The following is a 24,171-nucleotide window of genomic DNA, read 5'->3' on the forward strand; positions in this document are numbered from 1 at the left end:
AGCCCTTCGTCGGTTTGGATCAAGAGCGCTTAGTTCATTTCAAAATACTTGAACTTGGCGGTGTCATCCGGTGCCACGACCGTCTGAACGCCGGACTTCATGCCCCAGTTCAGCACCTGGTGGTGGATAGGGATGTAAAGTTGTTCGTCCTGAACAACTTGCCAGATCGCGTTGATATCCGCGTTCCGCGCCTCAAGGTCGGTATTCGACGCAAGCGACACGATCTTGTCGTTCAGCTCAGCATTGTCGAAACCCGTGCCGTTCCACGACCCGTATTTGTCCGAACGACCATGCACGAGGAAGTTGAAGATGTATTCCGAGTCATAAGTCGGAACACCCCAGCCCAGCATGTAGAAGTCGGTTTCGAGGTTCGCGATCAACGGGAAGTGCTGTGCCTTTGGCTGTGCGTTCAGGTTCACCGTCACGCCAATCTGGCCCAGCATACCAACAGCCGCCTGACAGATCGCTTCATCGTTGATGTAGCGGTCATTCGGGCAATCCAGTTGGATCGAGAACCCGTCACCATAGCCAGCCTCGGCCATCAGCGCCTTGGCACCTTCGATGTCCGTGGTCGAGCTGCCGTCCATTTCGGCGTTCCAGCCGTTCACGAACGGAGGCGAGATCATGCCAGCCGGGGCAGACTGACCGCGCATAACGACCTGTTGGATCGCATCACGGTTGATCGCCATTGACATTGCCTTGCGCACGCGAACGTCGGCCAGAGGGTTCGCACCTTCGACGCTGTCATTGGCCAGATCATCGGCACCCATGTTCATGCCGAAGAAGATGACGCGGTTCTGAGGCGCGGTGCGCACATCAAGACCGTCTGCGTCACCCACACGGGCAAGATCCTGCACAGGCACGTCTTGGATGAAATCAACCTCGCCCGACAGCAGCGCGGCAACACGGGTCGCGGCGTTCTGGATCGGGGTATAGATGATCTCGGTCACGTCCATTGGGAATTCTTCTATGCCCCAATAGTTCTCGTTGATCGTCAGGACGGTGCGGACGTCAGGTTCGCGGCTGACAAGGCTATATGGCCCGGTGCCGTTCGCGTTCTTGGCGGCAAATGTGTCTTCCCCACCTTCATAGTCCTGCACCTTGGTGGCGTTGTTCGCCTCGGCCCAATCCTTGTCCATGATGAACATGTTTGTCAGGTTGTTGGGCATGATCGGGTTTGGACCGTCGGTGACAATTTCCACCGTCATGTCGTCCGGCGCGCGGACTTCGACCACGGAAGCCAAGAGCTCTTTATAGTCAGAATCCTCTGTCATCGCGCGATCAAGGCTGAACTTCACATCCTCGGACGTGAAGGCCGCGCCGTCATGGAACGTCACGCCTTCGCGCAGTTTGAATACCCAGACATTCGGGTCATCGGCGGACGGGCCCCATTCCGTGGCCAGTGCAGGCACAATTGCACCTGTCATGTCGCGCATCACAAGCGGTTCCATGATCTGGTGGGCCAGCGCCGAAGTTGGACCTTCGTTCTGAGCGTGTGGGTCGAGCGTCAGCGCATCACCGGCACGCGCCCAGCGCAGCGTCTCGGCATTGGCCAAAGCAGTGGTCGAAAGCAGCAGAGCCGCCGACAAAAGTGTCGTCGTGGATCTCATGGATCTCCTCCGAGTTGGTTTTGGGAGGCGGGTGATTTTGTCCCCGCCCTGTGCCGACAGAGTGGCCGATAATTTTCGGGTTGCAAGTCACTTTGATGGTTTGAGGCCCTCTTGACCCGAGGTCGTCTGCCTGCGAACCGGGCAATTGACGCCGAAAAGAGCAGTTACCGCGACAGCGCCTCTTGCCACGCTGGCCTCTGGCTGGCACCCCTAAAGGACACTCATGCGGGACCTTTTATGAGCCTTCTCGACATCCAGAACCTGACCGTCGAATTCCCGACGCGCCGAAAGACATTCGTCGCCGTCGATCACGCGGACCTAACCGTCGAACCGGGTCAAATTCACGGTCTGGTCGGGGAATCAGGCGCCGGGAAATCCACTATTGGCGCGGCGGTGATGGGCCTGCTTGAGCGGCCGGGTCACATCACAGGCGGCGAAATCGACTTTCAGGGCGATCAGATCAGCGGCTTGGACACCAACGCCATGCGCAGCCTGCGCGGCAAGAAAATCAGCATGATCTTTCAGGATCCGCTGACCTCTTTGAACCCGCTTTACACCGTGCGCCAGCAACTGGTCGAAACCATTCTCGAACACTTGGATGTCAGCCGCTCGGAAGCAATTCAGCGCGCGCGCGACCTGATTGATCGCGTGGGCATCCCTGATCCCGACACCCGGCTCGACCAGTACCCGCATCAGTTTTCGGGCGGGATGCGGCAGCGCGTGGTGATTGCGCTGGCGCTCTGCTCAGAACCGGATGTCATCATTGCCGACGAACCGACCACTGCGTTGGACGTGTCGGTACAGGCGCAAATTCTTGATCTGATCAAAGAGCTGGCCCGTGAACGTCAGGTTGGCGTGATCCTGATCACCCACGACATCGGGGTCATCGCAGACACCACCGACAAGGTCACCGTCATGTATCTGGGCAAGGTCGTAGAAAGCGGCCCAACCGACCAAATCATGGGCGCGCCACAGCATCCCTACACCAAGACACTCATCGCCGCCGTCCCGCGTCCGAACCTCAAACTGCGCCGTTTCCCGCAAATGAGCTATGATGGCCGCGAGACGAAGTTTGCGATCGAAGACCTCGCGCGGTCGTGGCCCAAACCGGATCACGATCCATCCAAACCGCTCGTCGTAGCGCGCAACCTGACCAAGACGTTCATCAAACGGCAAGGCATCCTGCCATGGGATCGCGACCTGTTCACCGCCGTTGATGATGTCAGCATCAGCATCATGCCGGGCGAAGTCTTTGGCGTTGTGGGCGAGTCCGGCTCTGGCAAATCCACCATCGCGCGGATGATCTGCGGCCTTTATGGACTTGATGGCGGTGAGGTCAGCTTTGACGGCACGATTGTCAGCAACCCCAAAGACAAAGAGGCGCAAGCCGATTACCGCCGCCGCATTCAGATGATCTTTCAGGACCCCTACTCATCCCTGAACCCACGCATGCGGGTGGACGCCATCATCGCGGAACCGATCCTACATCACAAACTTCTGTCGGGCCGGGCTGTGCAGGAGCGGGTGGACGAATTGCTGGAGCGAGTGGGGCTTGGCGCGGAGGCAGGTCAACGCTATCCAAATGAATTCTCCGGCGGTCAGCGGCAGCGGATTTCCATTGCCCGCGCCTTGGCCACGCAGCCTGAGTTCCTGATTTGTGACGAACCGACCAGCGCGCTTGATGTGTCCATTCAGGCGCAAATCCTTAACATTCTGAAGGATCTACAGGAGCATCTGGGCCTGACGATGCTGTTCATCAGCCATGACCTGCCCGTTGTGCGTCAGATGTGTGATCGCGTGGCGGTCGTCAAAGACGGCAAGTTGATGGAGCTTCAAGCAACCGACCAACTCTTTGCCAACCCGCAGACGGACTATGCCCGGGAGTTGCTCAGCCTCATGCCGCGCCTCGACACTTTGTCGACTGAAGGTCTCAGCGAACTCGCCTGACCCAGCAGCCCCTTGCGCTTTGCTGTTGTCGCTGTCCAATGTGGCGGCGAGAAATCTGAACACAGGAGCGACCTTGTCCTATTCGTGTGCTGTCATCGGTCTGGGCTCTATGGGCTTTGGCATGGCCCAATCGCTTCACCGTGCAGGGCTGGAAACCTATGGGTTTGACCGCGACGCAGAACGCGAGTCCCGGTTTCAGAGCGAAACAGGCCGCGCCGCATCACTTGCCTGCGTTGCTTCAACGATAGACGCCGCCGCCATTGTCGTCGTGAACGCCGCACAAACAGAGGCGGTCTTGTTCGGCGATGACGCGCTCGTGCCACGCATGAAGCAAGGCAGTGTGATCGTGGCCTGTGCGACCGTAGCGCCCGATTTTGCCCGCGAGATGGAGCGCCGCTGCAGCGATCACAGTGTCCAATACCTTGATGCGCCGATCTCTGGCGGGGCCGTCCGCGCCGCCAAGGGCGACCTTTCTGTCATGGCCTCAGGCTCACAGGCTGCGAAAGACGCCGCAAAGCCCCTGCTTGATGGGGTAGCGTCGACCGTCTTTGACCTTGGCGAGAGCGCTGGCGCAGGCTCGGCGATGAAAGCGGTCAATCAATTGCTGGCCGGCGTCCACATCGCGACAATGGCCGAGGCTTTGACATTCGGGCTTGCCCAAGGTGTCGCGCCCGAAACATTTCTGGATGTCATCTCGCAATGTGCCGGTACGAGTTGGATGCTTGAAAACCGCGCGCCGCACATCGTGGACGGCGATTATACACCGCATAGCGCGGTCACCATCTGGCCCAAGGACCTTGGTATCGTGACTGAAATCGCCAATGAGAAGGGATTGCAGACACCGATCACCCAAGCCGCGCTTGCCCAATTCAACGCAGCCGTTGCCATGGGCCTGGGTGCCGAAGATGACGCCGCCGTGGCCAAGGTCTATGCAAAGGCTGCGAACCTGACACTTCCATCCAAGGACACAGAATGACGACGCTACTGGGCTGCATCGCCGACGATTTTACCGGGGCCACCGACCTTGCCGGATTGCTGGCGCGTAGCGGTGTTCAGGTCAGCCTGAGGATCGGAGTGCCGGATGCGCCCCCCGCCGATACCGCCCCGTTTGAGGTAATCGCGCTGAAATCCCGCACAGCCCCTGTCGAAGCCGCCAAGTCAGATGTGCTGCGCGCTCTGAATTGGCTGCAAGCCGCTGGAGCCCAACGGTTTTTCTGGAAATACTGCTCAACCTTCGACAGCACGCCCGACGGCAATATTGGTCCGGTGGCCGAGGCATTGATGAACGCGCTGGACACGGATCAAACAATCTACTGTCCGGCTTTCCCAGAGAACGGGCGCGCGATCTTAATGGGTAACCTCTTTGTCGGGGAACAGCCGCTGCACGAAAGCCCGATGAAGGATCATCCGCTGACGCCGATGCGCGACAGCAATTTGATGCGCCTGCTTGAACCGCAGGTGACACGCCCTGTGGGACTTGCCAATAGACTGGTCGTTGATCGTGGCGTCTTGGCTCTGCGCGATCGTTTGCAGGACCTGAAGGACAACGGGGTCGCGCATGTGATCGTCGACGCTGTGTCAGATGCGGACCTGCCGATCATTGCCGAGGCCTGTCGTGACATGCCGTTGATGACAGGCGGTAGCGCCGTCGCCATGCCCCTGCCCCAACTTTATCTGCGCGACGGCACTTTGCCAGCAGATGCACCGAAAGCCGCGAAACCGGATAATCTCGCGGAAAGCGGGATCGTCCTGTCCGGCAGTTGCTCTGCAATGACCCGAGCACAGGTACAGGATTATGTCGCGACCGGCGCGCCGGCGTTCAGACTTGAACCTCTCACGCTCGCCGATCAAGGCGCAGATGCGGCACTGACGTGGCTTGGGGAACAGGATTTGAGCCGTCGCCCACTAATCTATGCAACGGCAGAACCCGATCAGGTCCGCGCCGCCCAAGAGAAGCTTGGAACGACCCGCGCCGGTGAAATTGTAGAACAGGCGTTGGCCGCCTGCGCCACTGCGGCTCGCGACGCGGGCGCCGGCCGCATCGTTGTCGCTGGTGGCGAAACATCCGGCGCCGTCACGCAGGCCCTTGGCGTCAGCCAGTTGGACATCGGTCCCGAGATCGCCCCCGGTGTCCCGTGGACCTATTGCACGACGGACGGCAAGCGCGTTGCCTTGACGCTCAAATCCGGCAATTTTGGCACCGAGACCTTTTTCACCGACGCCTTTGAAAGACTGGACACCGCATGAGCGCAGAAAGCCGCCTTCGCGAACAGATTTGCGTACTTGCCAAGTCCATGTTCGACCGGGGGCTGACGGGCGGCTCGACGGGCAATATATCGGCCAGAACCGATGATGGCGGGTTGCTCGTGTCGCCAACGGGGACAAGCTTTGGACGACTTGATCCAGGGCGTCTGTCTCGGTTTGATGCATCAGGGACGCTCATCGACGGTGATCCACCGACCAAAGAGATGCCGCTGCACACAGCATTTTACGACACACGGTCATCGGCAGGCGCCGTAGTCCACCTGCATTCCTGCCACTCTGTTGCGTTGTCAATGATGCCAGACGTTGATCCTGACAACTTTCTACCTGCTTTGACGCCTTATGCGGTCATGAAGCTGGGCAAGGTCAAGCTGCTGCCATTCTTCTTACCGGGCGATCCGGCCATGGGCGATGCTGTGCGCGGATTGGCAGGTAAACGCTCGGCAGTCATGCTCGCGAACCATGGCCCGGTGGTGGCAAGCAAAGATGTCGAAGCCGCCTGCAACGCCATCGAAGAGCTGGAAGACACGGCGCGGCTTGCCATGATGCTGCGCGGGGTGAACGCGCGCGGGCTGACGGATGATCAGGTTCAGGCTCTGGTCACGAAATTCAACGTGGAGTGGGACGACTAACAGGCGTCTGAATATCCGCGATCACACGAAGGCATCGGCGCAGGGCTTCGCGATCTGCTTCTGGCACTTTGGCCATGAATATCTGATCGTATTGTGCCGCCTGTGCGCTGAGGTCCCGAAATGCCGCCTGCCCTGTTTTGCTCAGCCACAGGTTTTCGATCCGGCGATCCACTTCATCGCGTTCGCGTTGCACAAACCGTTTCTCTTCTAGCGCCGCAACAGCGCGGCTGATTTTGGTTTTATGGATGCGCGCGCTGTCCGAAATCTGTTTGGCCGTCATCATGCCGTAGTGACCCAAATGGAAGAGAACCCTCCATTCCGTGCGCAGCATGCCGTAGCGGTCTTTGTAATAGCGTTGAAATTCAAGGCTCGTTGCATCCGCCGCCTCGTTCAGCAGGTAGGGCAAAAAATCCTGAAGATCGAAGGTCTCAGTGTCGGGCATATCAACGGATTAAATGTTGTTAGTTACAAAACCAACTAATACGCCTTGCGCGTTGAGCAAGGATGGCCCCATGAACGACGCCTCAAAACCGCACGGACTGATCAGTGCCGCCACACCAGCAGGCACGAATCCCGGTTACATGCCCGGCTTCGGGAACGATTTTGAAACCGAGGCGCTGCCCGGCGCCCTGCCCCAAGGCATGAACAGCCCGCAAAAGTGCAATTACGGTCTATATGGCGAACAGCTTTCTGGCACGGCGTTTACCGCGCCCAGCCACCAGAACGAACGCACTTGGTGTTATCGCATTCGTCCGTCGGTCAAACACACCGGACGCTTTGAACGGATCGACCTGCCCTACTGGAAATCTGCGCCGCACATTCCGGCTGATGTGACATCTCTGGGTCAATATCGTTGGGATCCAGTACCCCATTCGCAGGAACCGCTCACGTGGCTGACGGGCATGCGCACAATGACGACTGCCGGAGACGTGAACACCCAGGTCGGGATGGCCAGCCATATCTACCTAGTGACGCAAAGCATGGAGGACGCCTACTTCTACTCAGCGGACTCCGAACTATTGGTAGTCCCCCAAGAAGGGCAGCTACGGTTTTGCACCGAGCTTGGTGTCATCGACGTCGCGCCGCAGGACATCGCCATCCTGCCGCGCGGATTGGTTTACCGGGTCGAGGTCCTTCAAGGCCCCTGCCGGGGCTTTGTCTGCGAAAACTATGGTCAGAAATTCGCCCTGCCCGGGCGCGGCCCGATTGGCGCGAACTGCATGGCCAACCGGCGCGACTTCAAGACGCCCGTCGCAGCGTTCGAGGATCGCGAAACGCCGTCAACCGTCACGGTGAAATGGTGCGGGCAATTTCACGAAACGCACATTGGCCACAGCCCGTTGGATGTGGTGGCATGGCACGGCAACTACGCGCCCTGCAAATATGACCTGAAGACCTATTGCCCGGTCGGTGCGGTCCTGTTCGACCACCCGGACCCGTCGATTTTTACCGTCCTGACTGCCCCCTCAGGCGTCGAAGGCACGGCCAACATCGATTTCGTCCTGTTCCGCGAACGCTGGATGGTGGCCGAAGATACCTTCCGCCCACCGTGGTACCACAAGAATGTCATGTCCGAACTGATGGGCAACATCTACGGCCAGTATGATGCCAAGCCGAAAGGCTTCATCCCCGGAGGCCTATCGCTGCACAACATGATGCTGCCACACGGCCCCGACAAAAACGCATTTGAAGGGGCCTCAAACGCTGATCTGCAACCGCACAAGCTCGACAACACGATGTCCTTCATGTTCGAGACACGGTTTCCCCAACACCTGACGGAATTTGCAGGCAAAGACGCGCCGCTTCAGGACGACTACATCGATTGCTGGGACAGTCTTGAGAAGAAATTCGACGGCACCCCGGGGAAGAAATGAGAGTTGCAACCGTACCAGAATTGGGCGGCCTGATGATCGTCGACGCGGGACATGAAACCTGCGTTCCAGCCCGCCAGACCTGTCTGCAGTCGGCGTTGGTCGTCGATGATTTTCGCGCAACGAGCAGCGGCAGACATGAATTTGATCCGGCTGCTTGCGCCGCCCCGCTCCTGCGCAGTCACACCTTCCTAGATGGCTCGGCATATGTGAACCATGTCGATCTGGTCAGGCGCGCACGCGGGGCCGAAATGCCAAAACGGTTCTGGACCGACCCTTTGATGTATCAGGGATGTGCGGTTTTCGACGGACCGACGACACCGATCACCGGTGATGCCGCATGGGGCATAGATTTTGAGGCGGAGGTTGCCGTCATTACAGGCGACGTGCCGGCAGGTGCTTCACCGGATGATGCGGCAAGTGCCGTCCGGCTGATCACGATCCTGAATGACGTTTCGCTCCGTGGGCTGATTCCGGATGAGCTGTCCAAAGGGTTTGGGTTTGTGCAATCCAAACCGCCGTCTGCCTTGGCTCCCATCGCCGTGACGCCCGATGACTTGCCCGGCTGGGACGGCCGGAAATTGAATGGAACAATGTGTGTCGATCTGAATGGAAGCCCCTTTGGCCGGACCCAAACCGGCGAGGATATGACATTCGACTTCGGCCAGTTGATCGCGCACGCGGCCAAGACGCGCCCCTTGCCCGCCGGAACTGTCATTGGCTCTGGCACGATTTCAAATCGGGACGCATCGCACGGACCGGGCGCGCCTGTGGCAGAAGGTGGGCGCGGCTATAGCTGCATCGCGGAGCAACGCATGGTCGAAACCTTGACCACCGGTAGCCCCAAGACTCCATTCCTGACCCAAGGCGACCATGTCGAAATCTGGTTCGAGGACGCAGATGGTAACAATGCCTTCGGCACAATTTCGCAAAAGGTAGAAACAACATGAGCAAAGCCTTCGCCTCTCAGGGCGACATGACTGAAAAAACCATCACCTTTGACGAGGTGGGCCGCGACCTCTGGGCCTTTACGGCCGAAGGGGACCCAAACTCGGGCATCATCATCGGCGATGACAGCGTCATGGTGGTCGAGGCGCAGGCGACCCCGCGTCTGGCCGAAAAAGTCATCGAAAAGGTGCGCTCTGTCACCGACAAGCCGATCAGCCATTTGGTCCTGACCCATTACCACGCGGTCCGCGTGTTGGGCGCATCTGCCTATGGCGCGTCGCAGATCATCATGTCCGACGCGGCCCGCGCGATGGTTGCCGAACGGGGGCAAGAGGATTGGGATAGCGAATTCCAACGCTTCCCCCGCCTGTTCGAAGGCCATGAAAGCATCCCCGGCCTGACATGGCCGACCACAACCTTCTCAGACAGCATGACCGTCTATCTCGGCTCCCGCCGCGTGGACATCAAACATGTGGGTCGCGCGCATACAGCGGGCGACGCGGTCGTGCATGTGCCGGACGAAAATGTCATGTTCACAGGCGATATCGTCGAATACCACTCCGCCTGCTATTGCGGCGACGGATACTTTGGCGACTGGGGCGGCACGCTGGATGCGATCAAGGCGCATGAGGTCGACGCCATCGCGCCCGGACGTGGAGACGCGCTGGTTGGGCGTGACATGGTGGATGCCGCCATCGAAAGCACCCGTGATTTCGTCGAAAGCACCTATCGCCCGGCCGCCCGTGTAGCCGCACGCGGTGGCACGCTGAAGGAAGCATGGGACGCCGTCCGCGCCGAATGTGATCCTAAGTTCAGCGACTTCGCGATCTACGAACACTGCCTACCCTTTAACGTCGCCCGCGCCTATGACGAGGCGCGCGGCATCGCGCACCCCCGCATCTGGACCGCACAGCGCGATCTAGAGATGTGGGAAGCGCTGCAAGGTTAAGGAGGCCCCATGGTCGCCCCGCGTTACGAGACGGTCAAAACGCTTTATCCCTACGCTGCGGTCGCGGCGCAAACCGCGCCTGCGCAACGCCATCCGGTGGTCGTTGTCGGAGGCGGACCGGTAGGCCTCGCGCTTGCGCTTGACCTCGGGCAGCGCGGCACGCCTGTTCTGCTGCTGGACGACCACGAGGGGCCGGGACTTGGGTCCAAAGCCATCTGTTTTGCCAAACGCACGCTCGACATCGCACACCGTCTTGGAGCCGCCGGACCGATGCTCAAAAAAGGCGTCGTGTGGAACGTGGGCCGCGTGTTCCATGGCGACGGTCAGGTCTTTGAGTTCGATCTGCTGCCAGAGGACGGTCACCGCCACCCGGCCTTCATCAACCTGCAACAACCCTGTTTTGAAGAATACCTGCACGCCGCGATCACCTGTGCTCAGAAGGCGGGCGCGCCCATCGAAATCCGAGGGCGTAACCGCGTCACGGGCCTGACCGACCATGACAATCATGTCTCGCTTGACGTGGACACCCCCGACGGCGCGTATACTGTCGAGGCCGACTATCTGATTGCCTGTGATGGCGCGCGCTCGCCGATCCGCAACCACCTTGGCCTGTCCTTTGATGGTCGTGTGTTCGAGGATAACTTCCTGATCGCAGACGTGCGCATGACGGCTGACTTTCCGACCGAACGTTGGTTCTGGTTCCAGCCACCATTCGAACATGCCGGCCAATCAGCGCTGCTGCACAAACAGCCCGATGACGTCTGGCGGATCGACTTTCAGCTGGGCTGGGACATTGACCGCGATCTCGAGTTGGACCCCGACCGCATCCGCACCCGTGTCGATGCGATGCTGTCGTCTCAGACAGGCACGGTTCCAGACTACGAACTGGTCTGGACGTCGATCTACACTTTTCAATGTCGCCGGATGAAATCCTTCCGCCAAGGTCGGACATTCTTTGCAGGCGACAGCGCTCATCAGGTTTCGCCCTTCGGGGCGCGCGGGGCAAACTCTGGTGTGCAGGATGCCGAGAACCTCGCGTGGAAACTCGACCTCGTGCTCAAGGGAGATGCCCCGGACGCACTGCTGGACACCTATTGCAGGGAACGGGAGTACGCAGCGGATGAAAACATCCTGAATTCGTCGCGCGCCACCGACTTTATGACCCCGAAGTCCAAGGCAAGCACATCGTTCCGCGATGCCGTTCTGGAGCTTGCGGGCCGCCATGCTTTTGCAAGACCACTGGTAAACTCCGGGCGCCTATCTGCCCCTTGCGTCTATGACGGCCTTCCCGGCTTTGGCCCCGATGCCCTAGATGGTCCGGCAGCAACCCGGCCCGGCGCGGCCTGTCCTGATGCGCAAATGGGCAATCGATACCTGTTGGATCAGATCACCGGTGGGTTCCAGATTATCACAATCGGAGACGTGTCTGTCGGTCCGGATGCGCCTTGCGCGGTTTTGAGTATCACAGATGTCTCACCCAGCCTGCGCGCGCGATTTCTTGGCGACGCACCCACAGCCGTTTATCTGCTCCGCCCCGATCAACACATTATTGGACGCTGGCCCACGTGGGATGGCGCTGCGATCACTGCGGCCCTCGCTTCCTCCAAGGGTAAACAATGCCGCTGAACCTCGCCCCGAACATCCCTGACCCGGACGGGTTCTATGATGAACTGCTCGCACAATTCGAAGGCTTGTCGGATGAGGACGCAGAGGCCTTGAAATCCCGGCTGATCCTGATCCTCGCCAACCACATTGGCGACCGTGCAACCCTGACCGATGCGTTCGCAGCGGCAAAGGCGCGCTAAGAGAGAGCGGTCGAACTGCATTTGCGCAAAAACGGGTTCGCAATCGTGCAAACTACGGCGTAATCTCTTGTAATTATTTGACAATCTGAACAGGTAAAAACCAAAGCGGGCATTGTCGCTTGGAAAACAACTGGAACTACTAATCGTATCTCTTACCCTCGGAAAGATATGATTGAGAAACTGAATATTAGACCGTCTAAGCACCTGATATCTGTCCTATTTTTATGGATGTCTTGCTTTTCAGCTGCAGCACAAGAGACAACCCAAGACCCGCTCATTATCCCGTTCACTCCGGGACCGCCGATGATGGAATATTGGCCGGACGGACAGAGATCCGGCTTTTTCATTGAGCTTTCGCAGGAGATTGCAAAAGAGATCGGCGTTGATATCGAGTTTCGGGATTACCCGTCACCGGCCGATGTCGTGGCTGCCATGGTTGCGGGTGAAGCACATATGCTGGCGGGCACTACGCGGCGCGGAGTGTTGCGCAGGTCTACGGTATTCTCGGAGCCGGTCGCGCGCGAAGAAATGCGTTTGGCGGTGTTAGCGGAACGCGCCGACGAATTCTCCGAAGGCACTTACGCGAACATGCGCATTGGGATTGTCAGAGCCGTGTCAGGTTCTGCGGAAGTCACCGATCTTGAACAAGTTGAACCGGTCGAGTTCGTTACCACGCCAGCGGCGGAAATGGGCCTTTTGCTTGGGCAGGTCGATGGGCTGTTGGTGCCTAATGCAGCCGTTTACGACATCGCGCGCAAGTCCGGTACAGATGGTCGCATCCGTTTCGTAGGCGATCCCATCCGCAGTTTTGAACGTGTGGTCGCGCTTCACGAAAGCCGAGCAGATTTGATGCCTGCCATCAATGATGCCATCGCGCGGATAGAGGCAGACGGTCGGCTAGAGGCTCTGCGACAGCAGTACGGCATCACAGTTCCGCCGCCACCGCCGGATGTGTTGACAGTCGGCGTGGCACACTTGCCGCCTTATATAATGACCAAGAATGTCGATGAGGTGTCTGGTTATTTTGTCGAAGTATTTGAAGGGATCGCAGAACGCGCTGGTCTAACCTACCAGTATAAAGAGATCCCTCTGCAGGATTATCTGCGCGGTCCAAATGCGGCGGGCGTCGATATCATCCCAGCGTCACCGACCAGCGAAACCGCGGTGGACACAATGGATTTCTCGACGCTTATCCACCGCGAGACGATAAGCATCGCTTTTTCTGCTGATGATGATCGCACCTCTATCAGCGCTGAAGACTTGGTAGATCTGAGGATCGGACTGGTTGACACCAGCATCACGAGAGAATTTGCGAGAGTTGCAGGCATCAAAGATCCAGTTGTCTATGATGGTTTGAAGGACATTTTTGATGCCTTGGAAGCAGGTGAAGTGGACGGCTTGTTTGCCCCCACTGCGACCCTCAAAACAAAGCTGAAAGCGCGCGGATTAGACGAAGAGTTTCAGGTTTCTGACCAGCCTATCCTCACCTTCGATGCCGCCGTTGGGCTGCGCCCGGGCCTTGGTGTCATCCGCGATCAGTTGGACGTCGTCATTCCCGGTTTTCTGTTTTCAGAGGAATTTGATGGGATACGCGATAAGTATTTTGGTGAGCCGGTTTTCTGGACGGAGGAACGAATAAACCGTTTCCTTTACCTCGGTCTTGGTTCGCTGCTGCTAGGGCTTGGGGCAATCGGAGGTCTCTGGTTGCGCGGTCGTGCGCTCAAGTCCGCGCGAAATGAAATCAGAACAATCTTTGACGCTGCGACCAGCGGCATCATTGGGCTGGATGAAAAAGGCTCGGTCATACGGATCAATGCTCAGGCGCGCAAAATGCTTGGCCTGTCAGCTTCGGTGCCATTCAAATACCCAAGGCCCCTCAAATTCCTTGATGTTGAAAAACTGTCTTTCTTAGATGCCAGCGGTGATCCAATCGGCCGTGCCATTGATGGCGAAGACTTAGAGTCAGAGATCGTATTGCTTGATCATGGCACAGGTGCAGACAACCGGAGCTATGTCCGTGTCTCAAGCGGGAAAACAACGAATGATACCCGTTCGATAGACAGCATCAAAACCGTTATTGTCTTGGATGATGTGTCCAACGAAGAGCGCAACCGTCAGGTTGTTGAAAGAAAAGGCCGCCTAGACGCTTTGGGCCAGCTTACCGGTGGCATCGCCCATGATTTCAACAATCTGCTAGCGTCACAGCTCATGGCCCTCGAGGCCGCATCAGAAACAAAAGACGATGCAACTCGAGCCGCGATGCTGAAACTATCCATGGATTCGATCATCCGCGGACGCACTTTGACGACACGGCTATTGTCCTTTGCACGCAAGCAACCGGGCACCGCATCGTCACAAAACACCGCAAAAATCCTAAAGGATTTTGAAACCTTGGTTCGCCCTCTTTTGGAGAAGAAGGTCTCACTCGCGTTCACCAAAATCGACGAGGACCTCTTTCAGTTTTGCGACCCCGCGCAGCTTGAAACAGCGCTGATGAATTGCGTTCTGAACAGCAGAGACGCGATTCTGCGCGGGGGCCAAGGGTCAAAAATCACGATATCTGCCCGCTCGGTGGATTGTGCCGCTACAGGCTCTTGGCAGGACGATCAAAGCAACGGGAAAACCGCTCGGTGTGTCGAATTCGCAATCACCGATGATGGGCCGGGCATGAATGCCGAAACGTTGGCCCGTTGCACAGATCCGTTTTTTACCACCAAAAGCACAAACTCTGGGACCGGTTTGGGGCTGGCGATGGTGTTTGGTTTCGCGCGGCAAAGCGGAGGCAGCCTGAGAATCTACTCAGAAGTAGGCGTCGGCACCACGGTTCAGATCCTTGTCCCACGTGGCACCGATAATGGCGGCAAGGAACAACCCGTTGAGATTGGGCGTTTGCCGCTGGGCAATGGCGAGACCATCCTTGCTGTGGACGACGAGGGAATACTGTTGGAGTTGGTCAAGACGGCATTGGAGGAACTCTCCTACAACGTCGTCACCGCTAAAAGCGGTGACGAGGCATACGAGCGCATACAATCGGGCCAAAGCTTTGACCTGCTCTTGACGGATGTGATCATGCCGGGCGCACTTGATGGGTTTGAATTGGCCAAACGGACTCGCGAATTGTTGCCTGACAAACCGGTGATCTACATGTCTGGCTACTCGGGGTTCACAAAGGACGAAATGGGGACTGTGACGGCGCCGATGATACAAAAACCCGCCACAAGGACCGAAATTGCCGAAATACTTAGCAAAACTCTTAAACATGGTGTATCCTGACATGGTGAAAGTAGTACGTAAGCGGTTGGAAACGAGACGAGAGTTTGTTAAGGCGTCCTCCGCCAGCCGAGAACAAGAGGAGTGACGACCGATGGTCACTGCGCCTATGGGAAAAGGTGAGACCATCCTTGTCGTCGACGACGAGGAAATGCTGCTATCGCTTCTGCAGCAGGGTCTGGAGTCAATCGGTTACAAAGTCATCACCGCAAAAGATGGCGAAGAAGCCTTTGAGATAATCAAGAAGGGCATACACTTCGACCTGCTCTTGACCGACATCATGATGCCCGGAGCGATCGACGGCTTTCACTTGGCCAACATTTTGCGCTCGATCGATCCGAACAAACCGGTAGTCTACATCTCGGCCTATATTGGACTGACCTTTGATGAGCCTGAGATGGTCGACGCGCCGCTTATTCAGAAGCCCGCGACCAAGGCCGAAATTGGTGCCGTTATCGGCAGCGCGCTTGGCCACAAAGCCGCTTGATCCGCTTTCCGCCACCGAACAGCACACGCTTTAAGCGCCCAGCGCCCTGCGCGAGCTAGGCTGTAAGGTACCGAACCAAGCAGCGTCTAAGCCACCCTTTGCGTCGTATTGTTTGGGGTTTCATGGTGCGGTCGGGGGGACTCGAACCCCCACGAGTGTTACCTCACAGCGACCTCAACGCTGCGCGTCTACCAATTCCGCCACGACCGCGATCCTGACTGGTGCTGTGCGATACAAGGTCTAACAAAACTTGAAAAGGCCAAAATCGCTGGAAACGGCAGTTTTCACCGCTCGACAGGACCATCGCCGCACAACCTTGGCGGGCATCGACTGCCGCAAAAAACACCGCCATATCAAATCCTTGAACATGAACGGCACCTTACCCTAGAGTGCCCGGGGGACGGGGGTACATTTTCATGCGATATATCGGAAGTGCTGATGCCAATGGCGTCATGCGGTGGGACCTTGATGGGAACCGCTTGGACGAAGCGGGCGAGAACTTCATCGACCTGTTCACCAACATAGCGGTCGCTTTTTTCAACGGCATGGACATCAGCATTGGCGGTAGCGTGTCGCAGGTCCTGCTTCAGGATAACGTCGAAGTCAGTGACCTGTCGGCCAGCACGGTCACTTTCACAGCCCCTGAATTGACCGACCCCGTTGAGAGCCCCGGCATCGTTCAGCCGTCGCCCTACTCTGCTGTCGGGTCGTTGACATTCCTCGCCGGGTCCACCGTGACAGCAACAAGCGCGACTTACGACACCGACGTGAATTTTGGTACTGGCGTTGTCCTGACGGGATTTCACCAATTCAATAGATCAATATTCACAAGCGGTACTGGCATACAGGCGTCGGACGGTCGTCTGATCTTTAACGGCTTCATGTCATCCGACATCACCTATTCCACGACCCTGGCGACCGATTACGTCCAGTTCAACAGTCAGTTCACCGGCAACATCTACAACAATGGCTCAACTGCTCTGAACGTCTTTGTGGGCACGACGGGCCTCGTGGGCGGCGGCCTGTTGCCCGTGCAGTTTGGAGGCACGGGTGGCATCGACCTGACCGTCAATGGCTCGATCATTGGCAGTTTCACGATGGGATCAAACGACGACAAGCTGGTTCTGTCCTCTGGACTTGCCATATTCGGCACAGGCCACTTCGTCACCATGGCAGGCGGCGACGACGTGTTCGAGATTTACTCCGGGGCCTGGGACAGCAGCCACACTCTCTTTATGGATTCGGGCGACGACACCGCACTTATTGCTGCGGGGTCCGAGTTTCTGGGCTTCCTTGGAATGGGAACGGATGACGATGTCGTCACGGTCGAAGGTTCACTTGGCAACGCGACAACGACGGCGATCGTAAGCTTCGGCTCGCACAGCACGACCAGGGATGTGTTCAGTGCCACCAATGTCGATGTCTACGCGGATATCTCTTTCGACGGGAACGGCGAATTCAACCTGACCAACGCGACCTACACCGGCAATCTGAGCGGCAACCTGATCGGAAGCTTCGTAAGTATGACGGTCAACATGGTGAACTCAACGCAGTTCGCTGGTGGCACCATGACGCTCGGCAGTGGCAACGACATCGTGAATGTCACCAACAGTTACCTAAACGGAGGCATCAACACCGGCGGCGGAAGCGACACGGTCACGGTGCGCGACTCGAACGGATTCAGCACCATCAATCTCGGGGATGGTAACGACTTTCTGCTCATGGCGAACTCCACGGGGGCGGTCTTCGACTTTGGAGATCAAAACGACATCGCCGATATCAACAACTCTACGGGAACCTTCGACCTCGGGGCCGGTAACGATTTTGCCCTGATCGGTGACCAATCCGGCGGCAATGTGACCGGCGGTACAGGTGTCGATACGTTCATCTTTGATGGCACCGGCGGCGACATGACGATCAACGATTGGGAGGAAGGTGAAAGCATTGTCGTTGCCAACCTCTTCGGACGTGGCGCCATGATAAACGTCTATCTGAACGGTTTCCTCGTGGACACGGTCTATGGCGGGGACACGCGCGCCGGGAACGGCAACCGCGCCAGCGTTGACATGGATGTCAGGCTGTACTCGGAAAGTGCTGAAGTGACATTTCGGACCAGCTTGAGTGGGTTTAGCCTTGGCCCCGACGTCACTACAACACGCCTCACAATTGAAGGCGACATGGACGCGCTAGACCTGGAAGCCTTCAGTTTTGTAGGCCTGACATTGGGCTGACCCAATGCTGCGGTCAAAGACCTTGCATCCGCGGGCGGCTGCGATCACCTAGACCCCATGGTCGAATGGAAGATATCCCCCGGTCTGACGGACTATGAGGACGCTCTCGCAGCGATGGAAGCGCGAGTCGAAGCGATCCATGCCGGCACAGCGTCCGAGCTTGTTTGGTTGCTCGAACACCCGCCTGTGTACACGGCAGGAACCTCTGCAAATCCACAGGACTTGACCCATCCGGAGCGTTTTCCGGTTTATGAGGCCCGGCGTGGTGGTCAGTACACCTATCACGGCCCCGGGCAACGTGTGGTCTATGTGCTGCTCAATGTCGGCAAGCGCGGCCATGACGTGCGCAAATTTGTGCAAGACCTCGAAGCGTGGGTGATCTCCACCTTGGCAGAGTTTTCCTTGACCGGACACATCCGCGATGGCCGCGTGGGTGTCTGGATTGAACGTCCCGATAAGCCTTTGATGCCGGACGGATCACTCGCAGAAGACAAGATCGCAGCAATCGGCATCCGTCTGCGCAAATGGATCAGCTTTCACGGGATCAGCATCAACGTTGAACCTGACCTAGAGCATTTTGACGGCATCGTGCCCTGCGGGATTTCCGAACACGGGGTGACAAGCCTTGTTGATCTGGGACTTCCTGTTTCCATGGACGATCTGGACGTCGCACTGCGCACCACATTTGATCAGTTTTTTCCACCTGCAGACTAAGCGGTAGCGATGGCTGACCTCGTTGTCCTGCTGGCCATCGCTGCAATTGCCCTTTGGCCTTACGTGCGCATCCACCCGATCCAAAAACACCTTGGCGAGGCGCGGTTTGGCACAGAAACCCTAAGGCTGGACATGCAAACCTGCGTCTTCCATTGGCAGACGCCGGGCGGACCGACACACCAATCTGAGAAATACTCTGCAAACAGGGTAGTGTCTGGGACCGGTCAAAGCCTAAGGATGCCAGCGGCTCGAACACTTGATCCGGCTCGCCCCCTCCCACCCTCTAAAGCCCTCCGATCAGCGACACTTGCAGCAGTTCGAGGTGCATCAAACTTCTGTCTTTTTCGCTCACGCAGGCTAATATCCCGCTCAGTATTACGGATACCCGCCAATTTTTTCGAAAGACGCTCATGGCCATTCTCAGCCCGGTTGCCGAAGCAGCCAGTTACGAATTGTACGACGCAGACACCCTGCTTTGGCTTGACGAAAACCTACTGGGTCAGCAGTTCTCGAATGGGGACAGTTTCTTTCTGAGCGCTCCGACAAATATCCAATTTGTCTTTAACTTCTCACCGATCGTTTTCTTGCCCAACGTGAACGATTTCATCGTCGGTCCTAGCGTCTCACGCGTCGATTTCAGCGGCACCCTTTTTTACATGGACGGTGCATTCACTGGGCTTTCCGGTTCCGGCACAACGTTCGAGGTTGCTCAGGATATCGGCTTTGGTGTCACGGGCAGCTTTACGGTTTCGGCGCTGTCGACGCTTGAGGTTCTTGGAAATTTCCAAAATTCGGGCCGCGTTGATCTTTTTGGTGCGATGATCATCGGCCAATCAGCCGATATCGACGTGGCACTCAAAGGCAATAATGCCGCCGTACGGATCGAGGGCGACATGACCGGCCTCGTCACCACGGATGCGGGATCCGGCACGACACGCATCATCGTGGACAGCGGAGGAGAGTTGACGGCCGACCCTGTAGACAACATCAGCTTTTTCGTCATCGACGCGAATAGCATCGGCACCGACTCCGTCGTCGTGAACAACTCCGGCACGATCACCGGCCTCGTCTTTCTGTCCGCCGGCAACGATACAGTCACCAACGAAAGCGGCGCGGTCGTCAATGGGTCCGTTGCCCTCGGTGGCGGCGGTAACGCGTTGACTAACCGGGGGCAGATCACGGGGGACGTCACCGGCGGCGACGATGTGGACATTCTCGTACTCACCCATGGCAGCAACATCGGCGGCGGGATCAATCTGAACGATGGCAACGACTCTGTCGGGACCACCGGCTTTGGCGCAGGGAGCATCATCGTAGATGGCCCCATCTTTTTGGGCGACGGCGACGACAGCTTTGCAGGTAGCTTCTCCAATGTTGGCTTCGACGTTGATGGGAACGCAGGCGATGACACGATCACCGGCTCACAATCCGCCGACCGACTTAGCGGCGGGACCGGCACAAACACTCTGAGCGGTTTGGGCGGTGGCGATACCTTTGTCTTCAACGTCGAAAGTGGATCGACCAAAATAACCGACTTCAGCACGCTTGAAACCATCGAAATCCGCGGTCTTGTCACCGAGGATTTTGTTGGTCGCATGACAGTAGACACCGGCAAGGCCGACACGCTGTTTTTCGGGTTCGAAGGCCGCATGACAGCGGCGCGTCAACTGGTCGAAGTCGCGGTCTCGGAGATGGGCGACGACACCATCTTGCACATCACATCCGGACTAAACGGCTATAGCCAGACCCACCGTGCGGATTTCGACCTGACGATCACGCTTGAGGATTTCGACATTGGTGATTTCGAACTCGGTATGCTCGATTTTGTTACCAGCGAATTTCCCATGCCATTCGTCTGATCCGGTGCGCGAGCAGGTTTGATATTGTTCGGCAAACGGTGCCTCGGGCGAGCCTACTCAGCACTGTCTGTTCCGAGGGCTGACCCAGCTCACACGCATTCAAAAACGTGAATACCTGCGCCAAGACGTCCCACCTGTGGGGCGCATCGCCGCGTTGCGCACATCGGTACACTTTCTTAGAACGGCAGCAATGTTTTAGGCGCAGTGCGACTCGCGTGCGCCGTCCGCAATGCAACGAGGGAGAGCCTATATGGCCGACGCAGCCGTCCACGGGCACGAGCATGAGGATCAGAGGGGCTTTTTCACCCGCTGGTTCATGTCCACCAACCACAAAGACATCGGTATTCTGTACCTGCTTGTCGGCGGTCTGGCGGGTTTCATCTCGGTCGCCTTCACCGTTTACATGCGCATGGAGCTCATGGAGCCCGGCGTTCAGTACATGTGCCTTGAAGGCGCGCGCATGACCGCTGCTGCGGCAGGCGAATGTACACCGAACGGTCACCTCTGGAATGTCTTGATCACCGGGCACGGTATTCTGATGATGTTCTTTGTGGTTATCCCTGCCCTCTTCGGCGGGTTCGGTAACTACTTTATGCCACTGCAAATCGGCGCGCCGGACATGGCGTTCCCACGCCTGAACAACCTGTCGTTCTGGCTTTATTTTGCAGGCACTTCGCTGGCTGTCATGTCGGTGTTCTCACCTGGCGGCAACGGCCAGCTGGGTTCCGGCGTAGGTTGGGTTCTTTATCCGCCGCTTTCGACGAACGAAGCAGGCATGTCGATGGACCTCGCGATCTTTGCGGTTCACCTGTCGGGTGCCTCGTCGATCCTTGGCGCGATCAACATGATCACCACCTTCCTGAACATGCGTGCCCCTGGCATGACGCTCTTCAAGGTGCCGCTCTTCTCATGGTCGATCTTTGTGACCGCATGGCTCATCCTGCTGGCTCTGCCAGTTCTGGCCGGCGCGATCACAATGCTGCTGACAGACCGTAACTTTGGCACGACGTTCTTTGATCCTGCCGGTGGCGGTGACCCGGTCCTGTACCAGCACATCCTGTGGTTCTTCGGCCACCCGGAAGTGTACATCGTCATCCTGCCTGCCTTCGGTATCATCAGCCACGTGATCGCGACCTTCTCGAAGAAGCCGATCTTTGGCTACCTGCCGATGGTTTGGGCGCTGGTGGCAATTGGTGTTCTGGGCTTCGTCGTCTGGGCGCACCACATGTACACCGTGGGCATGTCGCTGACGCAGCAGTCCTACTTCATGTTGGCGACCATGGTCATCGCTGTGCCGACAGGCGTTAAGATCTTCTCGTGGATCGCAACGATGTGGGGCGGTTCGATCGAATTCAAAACGCCAATGCTCTTTGCAATCGGTTTCGTGTTCATGTTCACCGTTGGTGGCGTGACCGGCATCGTCCTTTCGCAAGCAGCCGTGGACCGTGCATACCACGACACCTACTACGTTGTGGCGCACTTCCACTACGTGATGGCGATTGCGGCAGCATTTGGTATTTTTGCGGGTTGCTACTTCTACATCCCGAAAATGACTGGCCGCATGTATCCAGAGTTCTTGGGTAAGGTTCACTTCTGGGCGTTCTTCATCGCCACGAACATCACCTTCTTCCCACAGCACTTCCTGGGTCGTCAGGGCATGCCACGCCGCTTCATCGACTACCCAGAGGCATTTGCCTACTGGAACTACTGGTCGTCGATCGGTGCATTCCTGAGCTTTGCTTCGTTCCTGCTCTTCATCGGTATCATGGCTTACACCGTGTTCGCCGGTCGCAAGATCAACGCAGCAAACCCATGGAACGAATGGGCCGACACGCTGGAGTGGACGCTGCCATCGCCTCCACCAGAGCACACGTTCGAGCAGCTGCCAAAGCAGTCTGACTGGGACAAAGGTACAGCGCACTAAACGTGCCATGCCATTGAAAAAAGAAAGCCCCGCCAGTTTGGCGGGGCTTTTTCGTTTTGCGTCACAGGAAGGATTGGGCTTCGCCGAAGCCTTTCTGATGCAAAGGCGCGGGGCGGCTCTCCAAGCCAAACGCGTCGCTTCCCCTCTGTAATCCACAGCCCCGCTCCAGCGGCTTTGTGCATTTCGACGCATAGACCCGGATGCCCGACGCGCTAAGTTTGTGGCATCAAAGACGAGGGACCTATGCCCTATCGCTGGGACGACACACAAAACGAAACAGACCTGCAACTGTGGCCACACCGATCGCTGAGCAAATCGGGCTTCAAATGGTTCATGGGCTCTACGCTTCTGCTCATTTGTGTTCCGCTTGTCTCGGTCATGGGAACTGTCGTTCTGTGGGGTCTCTTGCCGTTTTTCGCTCTGACCATTGGCCTGATGTGGTTTGCGTTGGAAAGAAACGACAAGGATCGCTCCATTCTGGAAACGCTGCATATCGATCCCGACCGGGTCGAACTGGTGCGGGACAATCCGCGTGCGGCCAAGCAAAGCTGGGACTGCAATACGCACTGGGCGTCATTGCATTTGCATCCGTCCAAGGGGCCTGTGCCGAATTACCTGACCTTGCGCGGTAACGGTCGCGAGGTTGAATTAGGGGCCTTTCTGAGCGAGGAAGAGCGCCTGGAGCTTTATGAAGAGCTTCAGGATCGACTGACCTCGTTTCGGACAAGGATTGGATGACAGATACCGTCAACCTGACGCCCTATAGCCGCGCTCTCAGGCCAAGTTTCTGGCACAAGATGCGTGTGCGTATCACTCGGCCTCTCGGGCTGGCTGAACGCTTTGGCAACCTGTCCGAACCAGAGCGTATCGCCTTGCGCAACCGCACGCGCAAGACAGGTTGGACAACATCGCCCAAGGTGATTTTCGCCACCGCCGTAATCGGTAAGGCCAAGGCGCGCGACTGGAAACGCGTCAATTCTTTGCTGGCGGCAACGGCTGTGTCGGTCTTGAACCAGACCGATCCGCACTGGATCTGGTTGGTCACAGGGCAGGACATGCCCGATCTTCCGGATGATCCGCGCGTCTTCTGGGTCCCTTGGAACAAATCCATGGAAGGACATGACCAAAGCCCTAAGATGGTCGATCTTGTCGATCAGTTTCCAGAATTGAACATACCCGAAGGCATCCTTGTCCCACTGGATGGCGACGACCTGATTTCAAAACATCTGGTGGCCGATATGCGCGCTCTCCCGCCATCGGGCGCGTTGTTTGAAAAGGGCTACATGTATGACGCAGAGACGCGGCAGGTTGCTTTGACCGACAGGCCGGGCCTTGGCGATTTGCGCAATCGGCCCCTGTACAAGAACTGCGGAACCTGCATCGCCCTGCCCTATCAACCGGGCAGCGCCGACATCGAAGTCCTGCGCGCAATCATGTGGCTCTCGCACAGACACTTTGCATGGTATGCGCGCCTTTACGGGCTGTCCCTGCCACCGGCGAAGCGGCCGCTGGCAGTCTACATGTTGGGACATGGGCAAAACGCGCTTCTTCGGCGCGGTCGTGGTGGGTTCAAGCGCCGCTTTATCGAACGCCGCGCAATCACCGACCCGGACGAACGCGCGCGGATCGCAGAGGAATTCGCGCTTCAGCTCTAGGTACCGG

General features: G+C 57.6%; 19 protein-coding genes and 1 tRNA gene. 17 read left to right on the forward strand and 3 right to left on the reverse strand.

The features are described from left to right. Nucleotides 1–29: 29 nt before the first annotated feature. Nucleotides 30–1,610 carry an ABC transporter substrate-binding protein gene (locus FE702_RS06590; RefSeq protein WP_147125461.1) on the reverse strand — a complete coding sequence of 527 codons (1,581 nt, stop codon included), beginning with the start codon at nt 1,608–1,610 and terminating at the stop codon, nt 30–32. A 237-nt stretch (nt 1,611–1,847) separates the two neighbouring features. Between FE702_RS06590 and FE702_RS06595 the strand changes: the two genes are divergently transcribed. From FE702_RS06595 to otnC, 4 genes are read left to right on the forward strand one after another with little or no spacing between them, the layout of a single operon-like run. Further along, nucleotides 1,848–3,557 (forward strand): ABC transporter ATP-binding protein, encoded by a 1,710-nt coding sequence (locus FE702_RS06595; RefSeq protein WP_147125462.1) that lies wholly within the window; start codon nt 1,848–1,850, stop codon nt 3,555–3,557. 31 nt (nt 3,558–3,588) lie between these two features. Continuing rightward, complete coding sequence (gene ltnD / locus FE702_RS06600) at nt 3,589–4,533, forward strand: L-threonate dehydrogenase (protein ID WP_255449654.1); 945 nt, start codon at nt 3,589–3,591, stop codon at nt 4,531–4,533. After that, nucleotides 4,530–5,804, forward strand: coding sequence for a 3-oxo-tetronate kinase (gene otnK / locus FE702_RS06605; RefSeq protein ID WP_147125463.1), 1,275 nt, complete (start codon nt 4,530–4,532; stop codon nt 5,802–5,804). Before ltnD ends, otnK begins: the two co-directional genes overlap by 4 nt. Further along, complete coding sequence (gene otnC / locus FE702_RS06610) at nt 5,801–6,451, forward strand: 3-oxo-tetronate 4-phosphate decarboxylase (RefSeq protein ID WP_147125464.1); 651 nt, start codon at nt 5,801–5,803, stop codon at nt 6,449–6,451. Before otnK ends, otnC begins: the two co-directional genes overlap by 4 nt. Here otnC and FE702_RS06615 read toward each other — a convergent pair. Beyond that, nucleotides 6,429–6,893: a MarR family winged helix-turn-helix transcriptional regulator gene (locus tag FE702_RS06615; protein ID WP_147125465.1), complete on the reverse strand. Its 465-nt coding sequence runs from the start codon at nt 6,891–6,893 to the stop codon at nt 6,429–6,431. The two genes, otnC and FE702_RS06615, sit on opposite strands and share 23 nt — an antisense overlap. A 70-nt stretch (nt 6,894–6,963) precedes the next feature. Between FE702_RS06615 and hmgA the strand changes: the two genes are divergently transcribed. The 7 genes from hmgA to FE702_RS06650 all read left to right on the forward strand — a co-directional run bounded on the left by hmgA (nt 6,964) and on the right by FE702_RS06650 (nt 15,781). Then, on the forward strand, nt 6,964–8,325 hold the full coding sequence (gene hmgA, locus FE702_RS06620) for a homogentisate 1,2-dioxygenase (RefSeq protein WP_147125466.1): 1,362 nt from the start codon (nt 6,964–6,966) through the stop codon (nt 8,323–8,325). Next, entirely contained in the window at nt 8,322–9,272 is a 951-nt protein-coding gene (locus tag FE702_RS06625; protein WP_147125467.1) for a fumarylacetoacetate hydrolase family protein, read from the forward strand. The genes hmgA and FE702_RS06625 overlap by 4 nt, the downstream gene beginning before the upstream one ends. Beyond that, on the forward strand, nt 9,269–10,219 hold the full coding sequence (locus FE702_RS06630; RefSeq protein WP_147125468.1) for an MBL fold metallo-hydrolase: 951 nt from the start codon (nt 9,269–9,271) through the stop codon (nt 10,217–10,219). The genes FE702_RS06625 and FE702_RS06630 overlap by 4 nt, the downstream gene beginning before the upstream one ends. 9 nt (nt 10,220–10,228) lie before the next feature. Continuing rightward, entirely contained in the window at nt 10,229–11,845 is a 1,617-nt protein-coding gene (locus FE702_RS06635; protein WP_147125469.1) for an FAD-dependent oxidoreductase, read from the forward strand. After that, complete coding sequence (locus FE702_RS06640; RefSeq protein ID WP_147125470.1) at nt 11,836–12,024, forward strand: DUF2783 domain-containing protein; 189 nt, start codon at nt 11,836–11,838, stop codon at nt 12,022–12,024. The genes FE702_RS06635 and FE702_RS06640 overlap by 10 nt, the downstream gene beginning before the upstream one ends. Nucleotides 12,025–12,252: 228 nt before the next feature. Then, complete coding sequence (locus FE702_RS06645; protein WP_186827006.1) at nt 12,253–15,297, forward strand: transporter substrate-binding domain-containing protein; 3,045 nt, start codon at nt 12,253–12,255, stop codon at nt 15,295–15,297. Between the two features lie 91 nt (nt 15,298–15,388). Beyond that, complete coding sequence (locus FE702_RS06650; protein ID WP_147125472.1) at nt 15,389–15,781, forward strand: response regulator; 393 nt, start codon at nt 15,389–15,391, stop codon at nt 15,779–15,781. A gap of 123 nt (nt 15,782–15,904) precedes the next feature. Here FE702_RS06650 and FE702_RS06655 read toward each other — a convergent pair. Then, a tRNA-Leu gene (locus FE702_RS06655) sits at nt 15,905–15,991 on the reverse strand. A 206-nt stretch (nt 15,992–16,197) separates the two neighbouring features. Here FE702_RS06655 and FE702_RS06660 point away from each other — a divergent pair. The 6 genes from FE702_RS06660 (at nt 16,198) to FE702_RS06685 (ending at nt 24,164) form a co-directional block, all read left to right on the forward strand. After that, nucleotides 16,198–18,012, forward strand: a complete 1,815-nt coding sequence (locus FE702_RS06660; protein ID WP_147125473.1) for an autotransporter outer membrane beta-barrel domain-containing protein — start codon at nt 16,198–16,200, stop codon at nt 18,010–18,012. 57 nt (nt 18,013–18,069) lie between these two features. Next, the gene (gene lipB, locus FE702_RS06665) at nt 18,070–18,726 is read left to right on the forward strand and encodes a lipoyl(octanoyl) transferase LipB (RefSeq protein WP_147125474.1); all 657 of its coding nucleotides are present in this window, start codon (nt 18,070–18,072) and stop codon (nt 18,724–18,726) included. A gap of 410 nt (nt 18,727–19,136) precedes the next feature. After that, entirely contained in the window at nt 19,137–20,585 is a 1,449-nt protein-coding gene (locus tag FE702_RS06670; protein WP_147125475.1) for a calcium-binding protein, read from the forward strand. 250 nt (nt 20,586–20,835) lie between these two features. After that, complete coding sequence (gene ctaD / locus FE702_RS06675; RefSeq protein WP_147125476.1) at nt 20,836–22,509, forward strand: cytochrome c oxidase subunit I; 1,674 nt, start codon at nt 20,836–20,838, stop codon at nt 22,507–22,509. A 243-nt stretch (nt 22,510–22,752) separates the two neighbouring features. Next, the gene (locus FE702_RS06680; RefSeq protein WP_147125477.1) at nt 22,753–23,247 is read left to right on the forward strand and encodes a DUF2244 domain-containing protein; all 495 of its coding nucleotides are present in this window, start codon (nt 22,753–22,755) and stop codon (nt 23,245–23,247) included. Further along, entirely contained in the window at nt 23,244–24,164 is a 921-nt protein-coding gene (locus FE702_RS06685) for a hypothetical protein (RefSeq protein WP_147125478.1), read from the forward strand. Before FE702_RS06680 ends, FE702_RS06685 begins: the two co-directional genes overlap by 4 nt. The last annotated feature ends 7 nt before the right edge of the window (nt 24,165–24,171 follow it).

The organism is Shimia ponticola, from assembly GCF_007995215.1.
Lineage (GTDB): Bacteria > Pseudomonadota > Alphaproteobacteria > Rhodobacterales > Rhodobacteraceae > Shimia_B > Shimia_B ponticola.

Excerpts from the sequence above, each read along its gene's own strand:
- otnC (WP_147125464.1), top strand. The coding sequence starts at position 5,801 with ATGAGCGCAGAAAGCCGCCTTCGCGAACAGATTTGCGTACTTGCCAAG.
- FE702_RS06615 (WP_147125465.1), bottom strand. The coding sequence starts at position 6,893 with ATGCCCGACACTGAGACCTTCGATCTTCAGGATTTTTTGCCCTACCTG.
- FE702_RS06685 (WP_147125478.1), top strand. The coding sequence starts at position 23,244 with ATGACAGATACCGTCAACCTGACGCCCTATAGCCGCGCTCTCAGGCCA.
- FE702_RS06645 (WP_186827006.1), top strand. The coding sequence starts at position 12,253 with ATGTCTTGCTTTTCAGCTGCAGCACAAGAGACAACCCAAGACCCGCTC.
- FE702_RS06650 (WP_147125472.1), top strand. The coding sequence starts at position 15,389 with ATGGTCACTGCGCCTATGGGAAAAGGTGAGACCATCCTTGTCGTCGAC.
- FE702_RS06660 (WP_147125473.1), top strand. The coding sequence starts at position 16,198 with ATGCGATATATCGGAAGTGCTGATGCCAATGGCGTCATGCGGTGGGAC.
- FE702_RS06595 (WP_147125462.1), top strand. The coding sequence starts at position 1,848 with ATGAGCCTTCTCGACATCCAGAACCTGACCGTCGAATTCCCGACGCGC.
- FE702_RS06590 (WP_147125461.1), bottom strand. The coding sequence starts at position 1,610 with ATGAGATCCACGACGACACTTTTGTCGGCGGCTCTGCTGCTTTCGACC.
- FE702_RS06625 (WP_147125467.1), top strand. The coding sequence starts at position 8,322 with ATGAGAGTTGCAACCGTACCAGAATTGGGCGGCCTGATGATCGTCGAC.
- FE702_RS06670 (WP_147125475.1), top strand. The coding sequence starts at position 19,137 with ATGGCCATTCTCAGCCCGGTTGCCGAAGCAGCCAGTTACGAATTGTAC.
- hmgA (WP_147125466.1), top strand. The coding sequence starts at position 6,964 with ATGAACGACGCCTCAAAACCGCACGGACTGATCAGTGCCGCCACACCA.
- lipB (WP_147125474.1), top strand. The coding sequence starts at position 18,070 with ATGGTCGAATGGAAGATATCCCCCGGTCTGACGGACTATGAGGACGCT.
- FE702_RS06635 (WP_147125469.1), top strand. The coding sequence starts at position 10,229 with ATGGTCGCCCCGCGTTACGAGACGGTCAAAACGCTTTATCCCTACGCT.
- FE702_RS06630 (WP_147125468.1), top strand. The coding sequence starts at position 9,269 with ATGAGCAAAGCCTTCGCCTCTCAGGGCGACATGACTGAAAAAACCATC.
- otnK (WP_147125463.1), top strand. The coding sequence starts at position 4,530 with ATGACGACGCTACTGGGCTGCATCGCCGACGATTTTACCGGGGCCACC.
- FE702_RS06680 (WP_147125477.1), top strand. The coding sequence starts at position 22,753 with ATGCCCTATCGCTGGGACGACACACAAAACGAAACAGACCTGCAACTG.
- ctaD (WP_147125476.1), top strand. The coding sequence starts at position 20,836 with ATGGCCGACGCAGCCGTCCACGGGCACGAGCATGAGGATCAGAGGGGC.
- FE702_RS06640 (WP_147125470.1), top strand. The coding sequence starts at position 11,836 with ATGCCGCTGAACCTCGCCCCGAACATCCCTGACCCGGACGGGTTCTAT.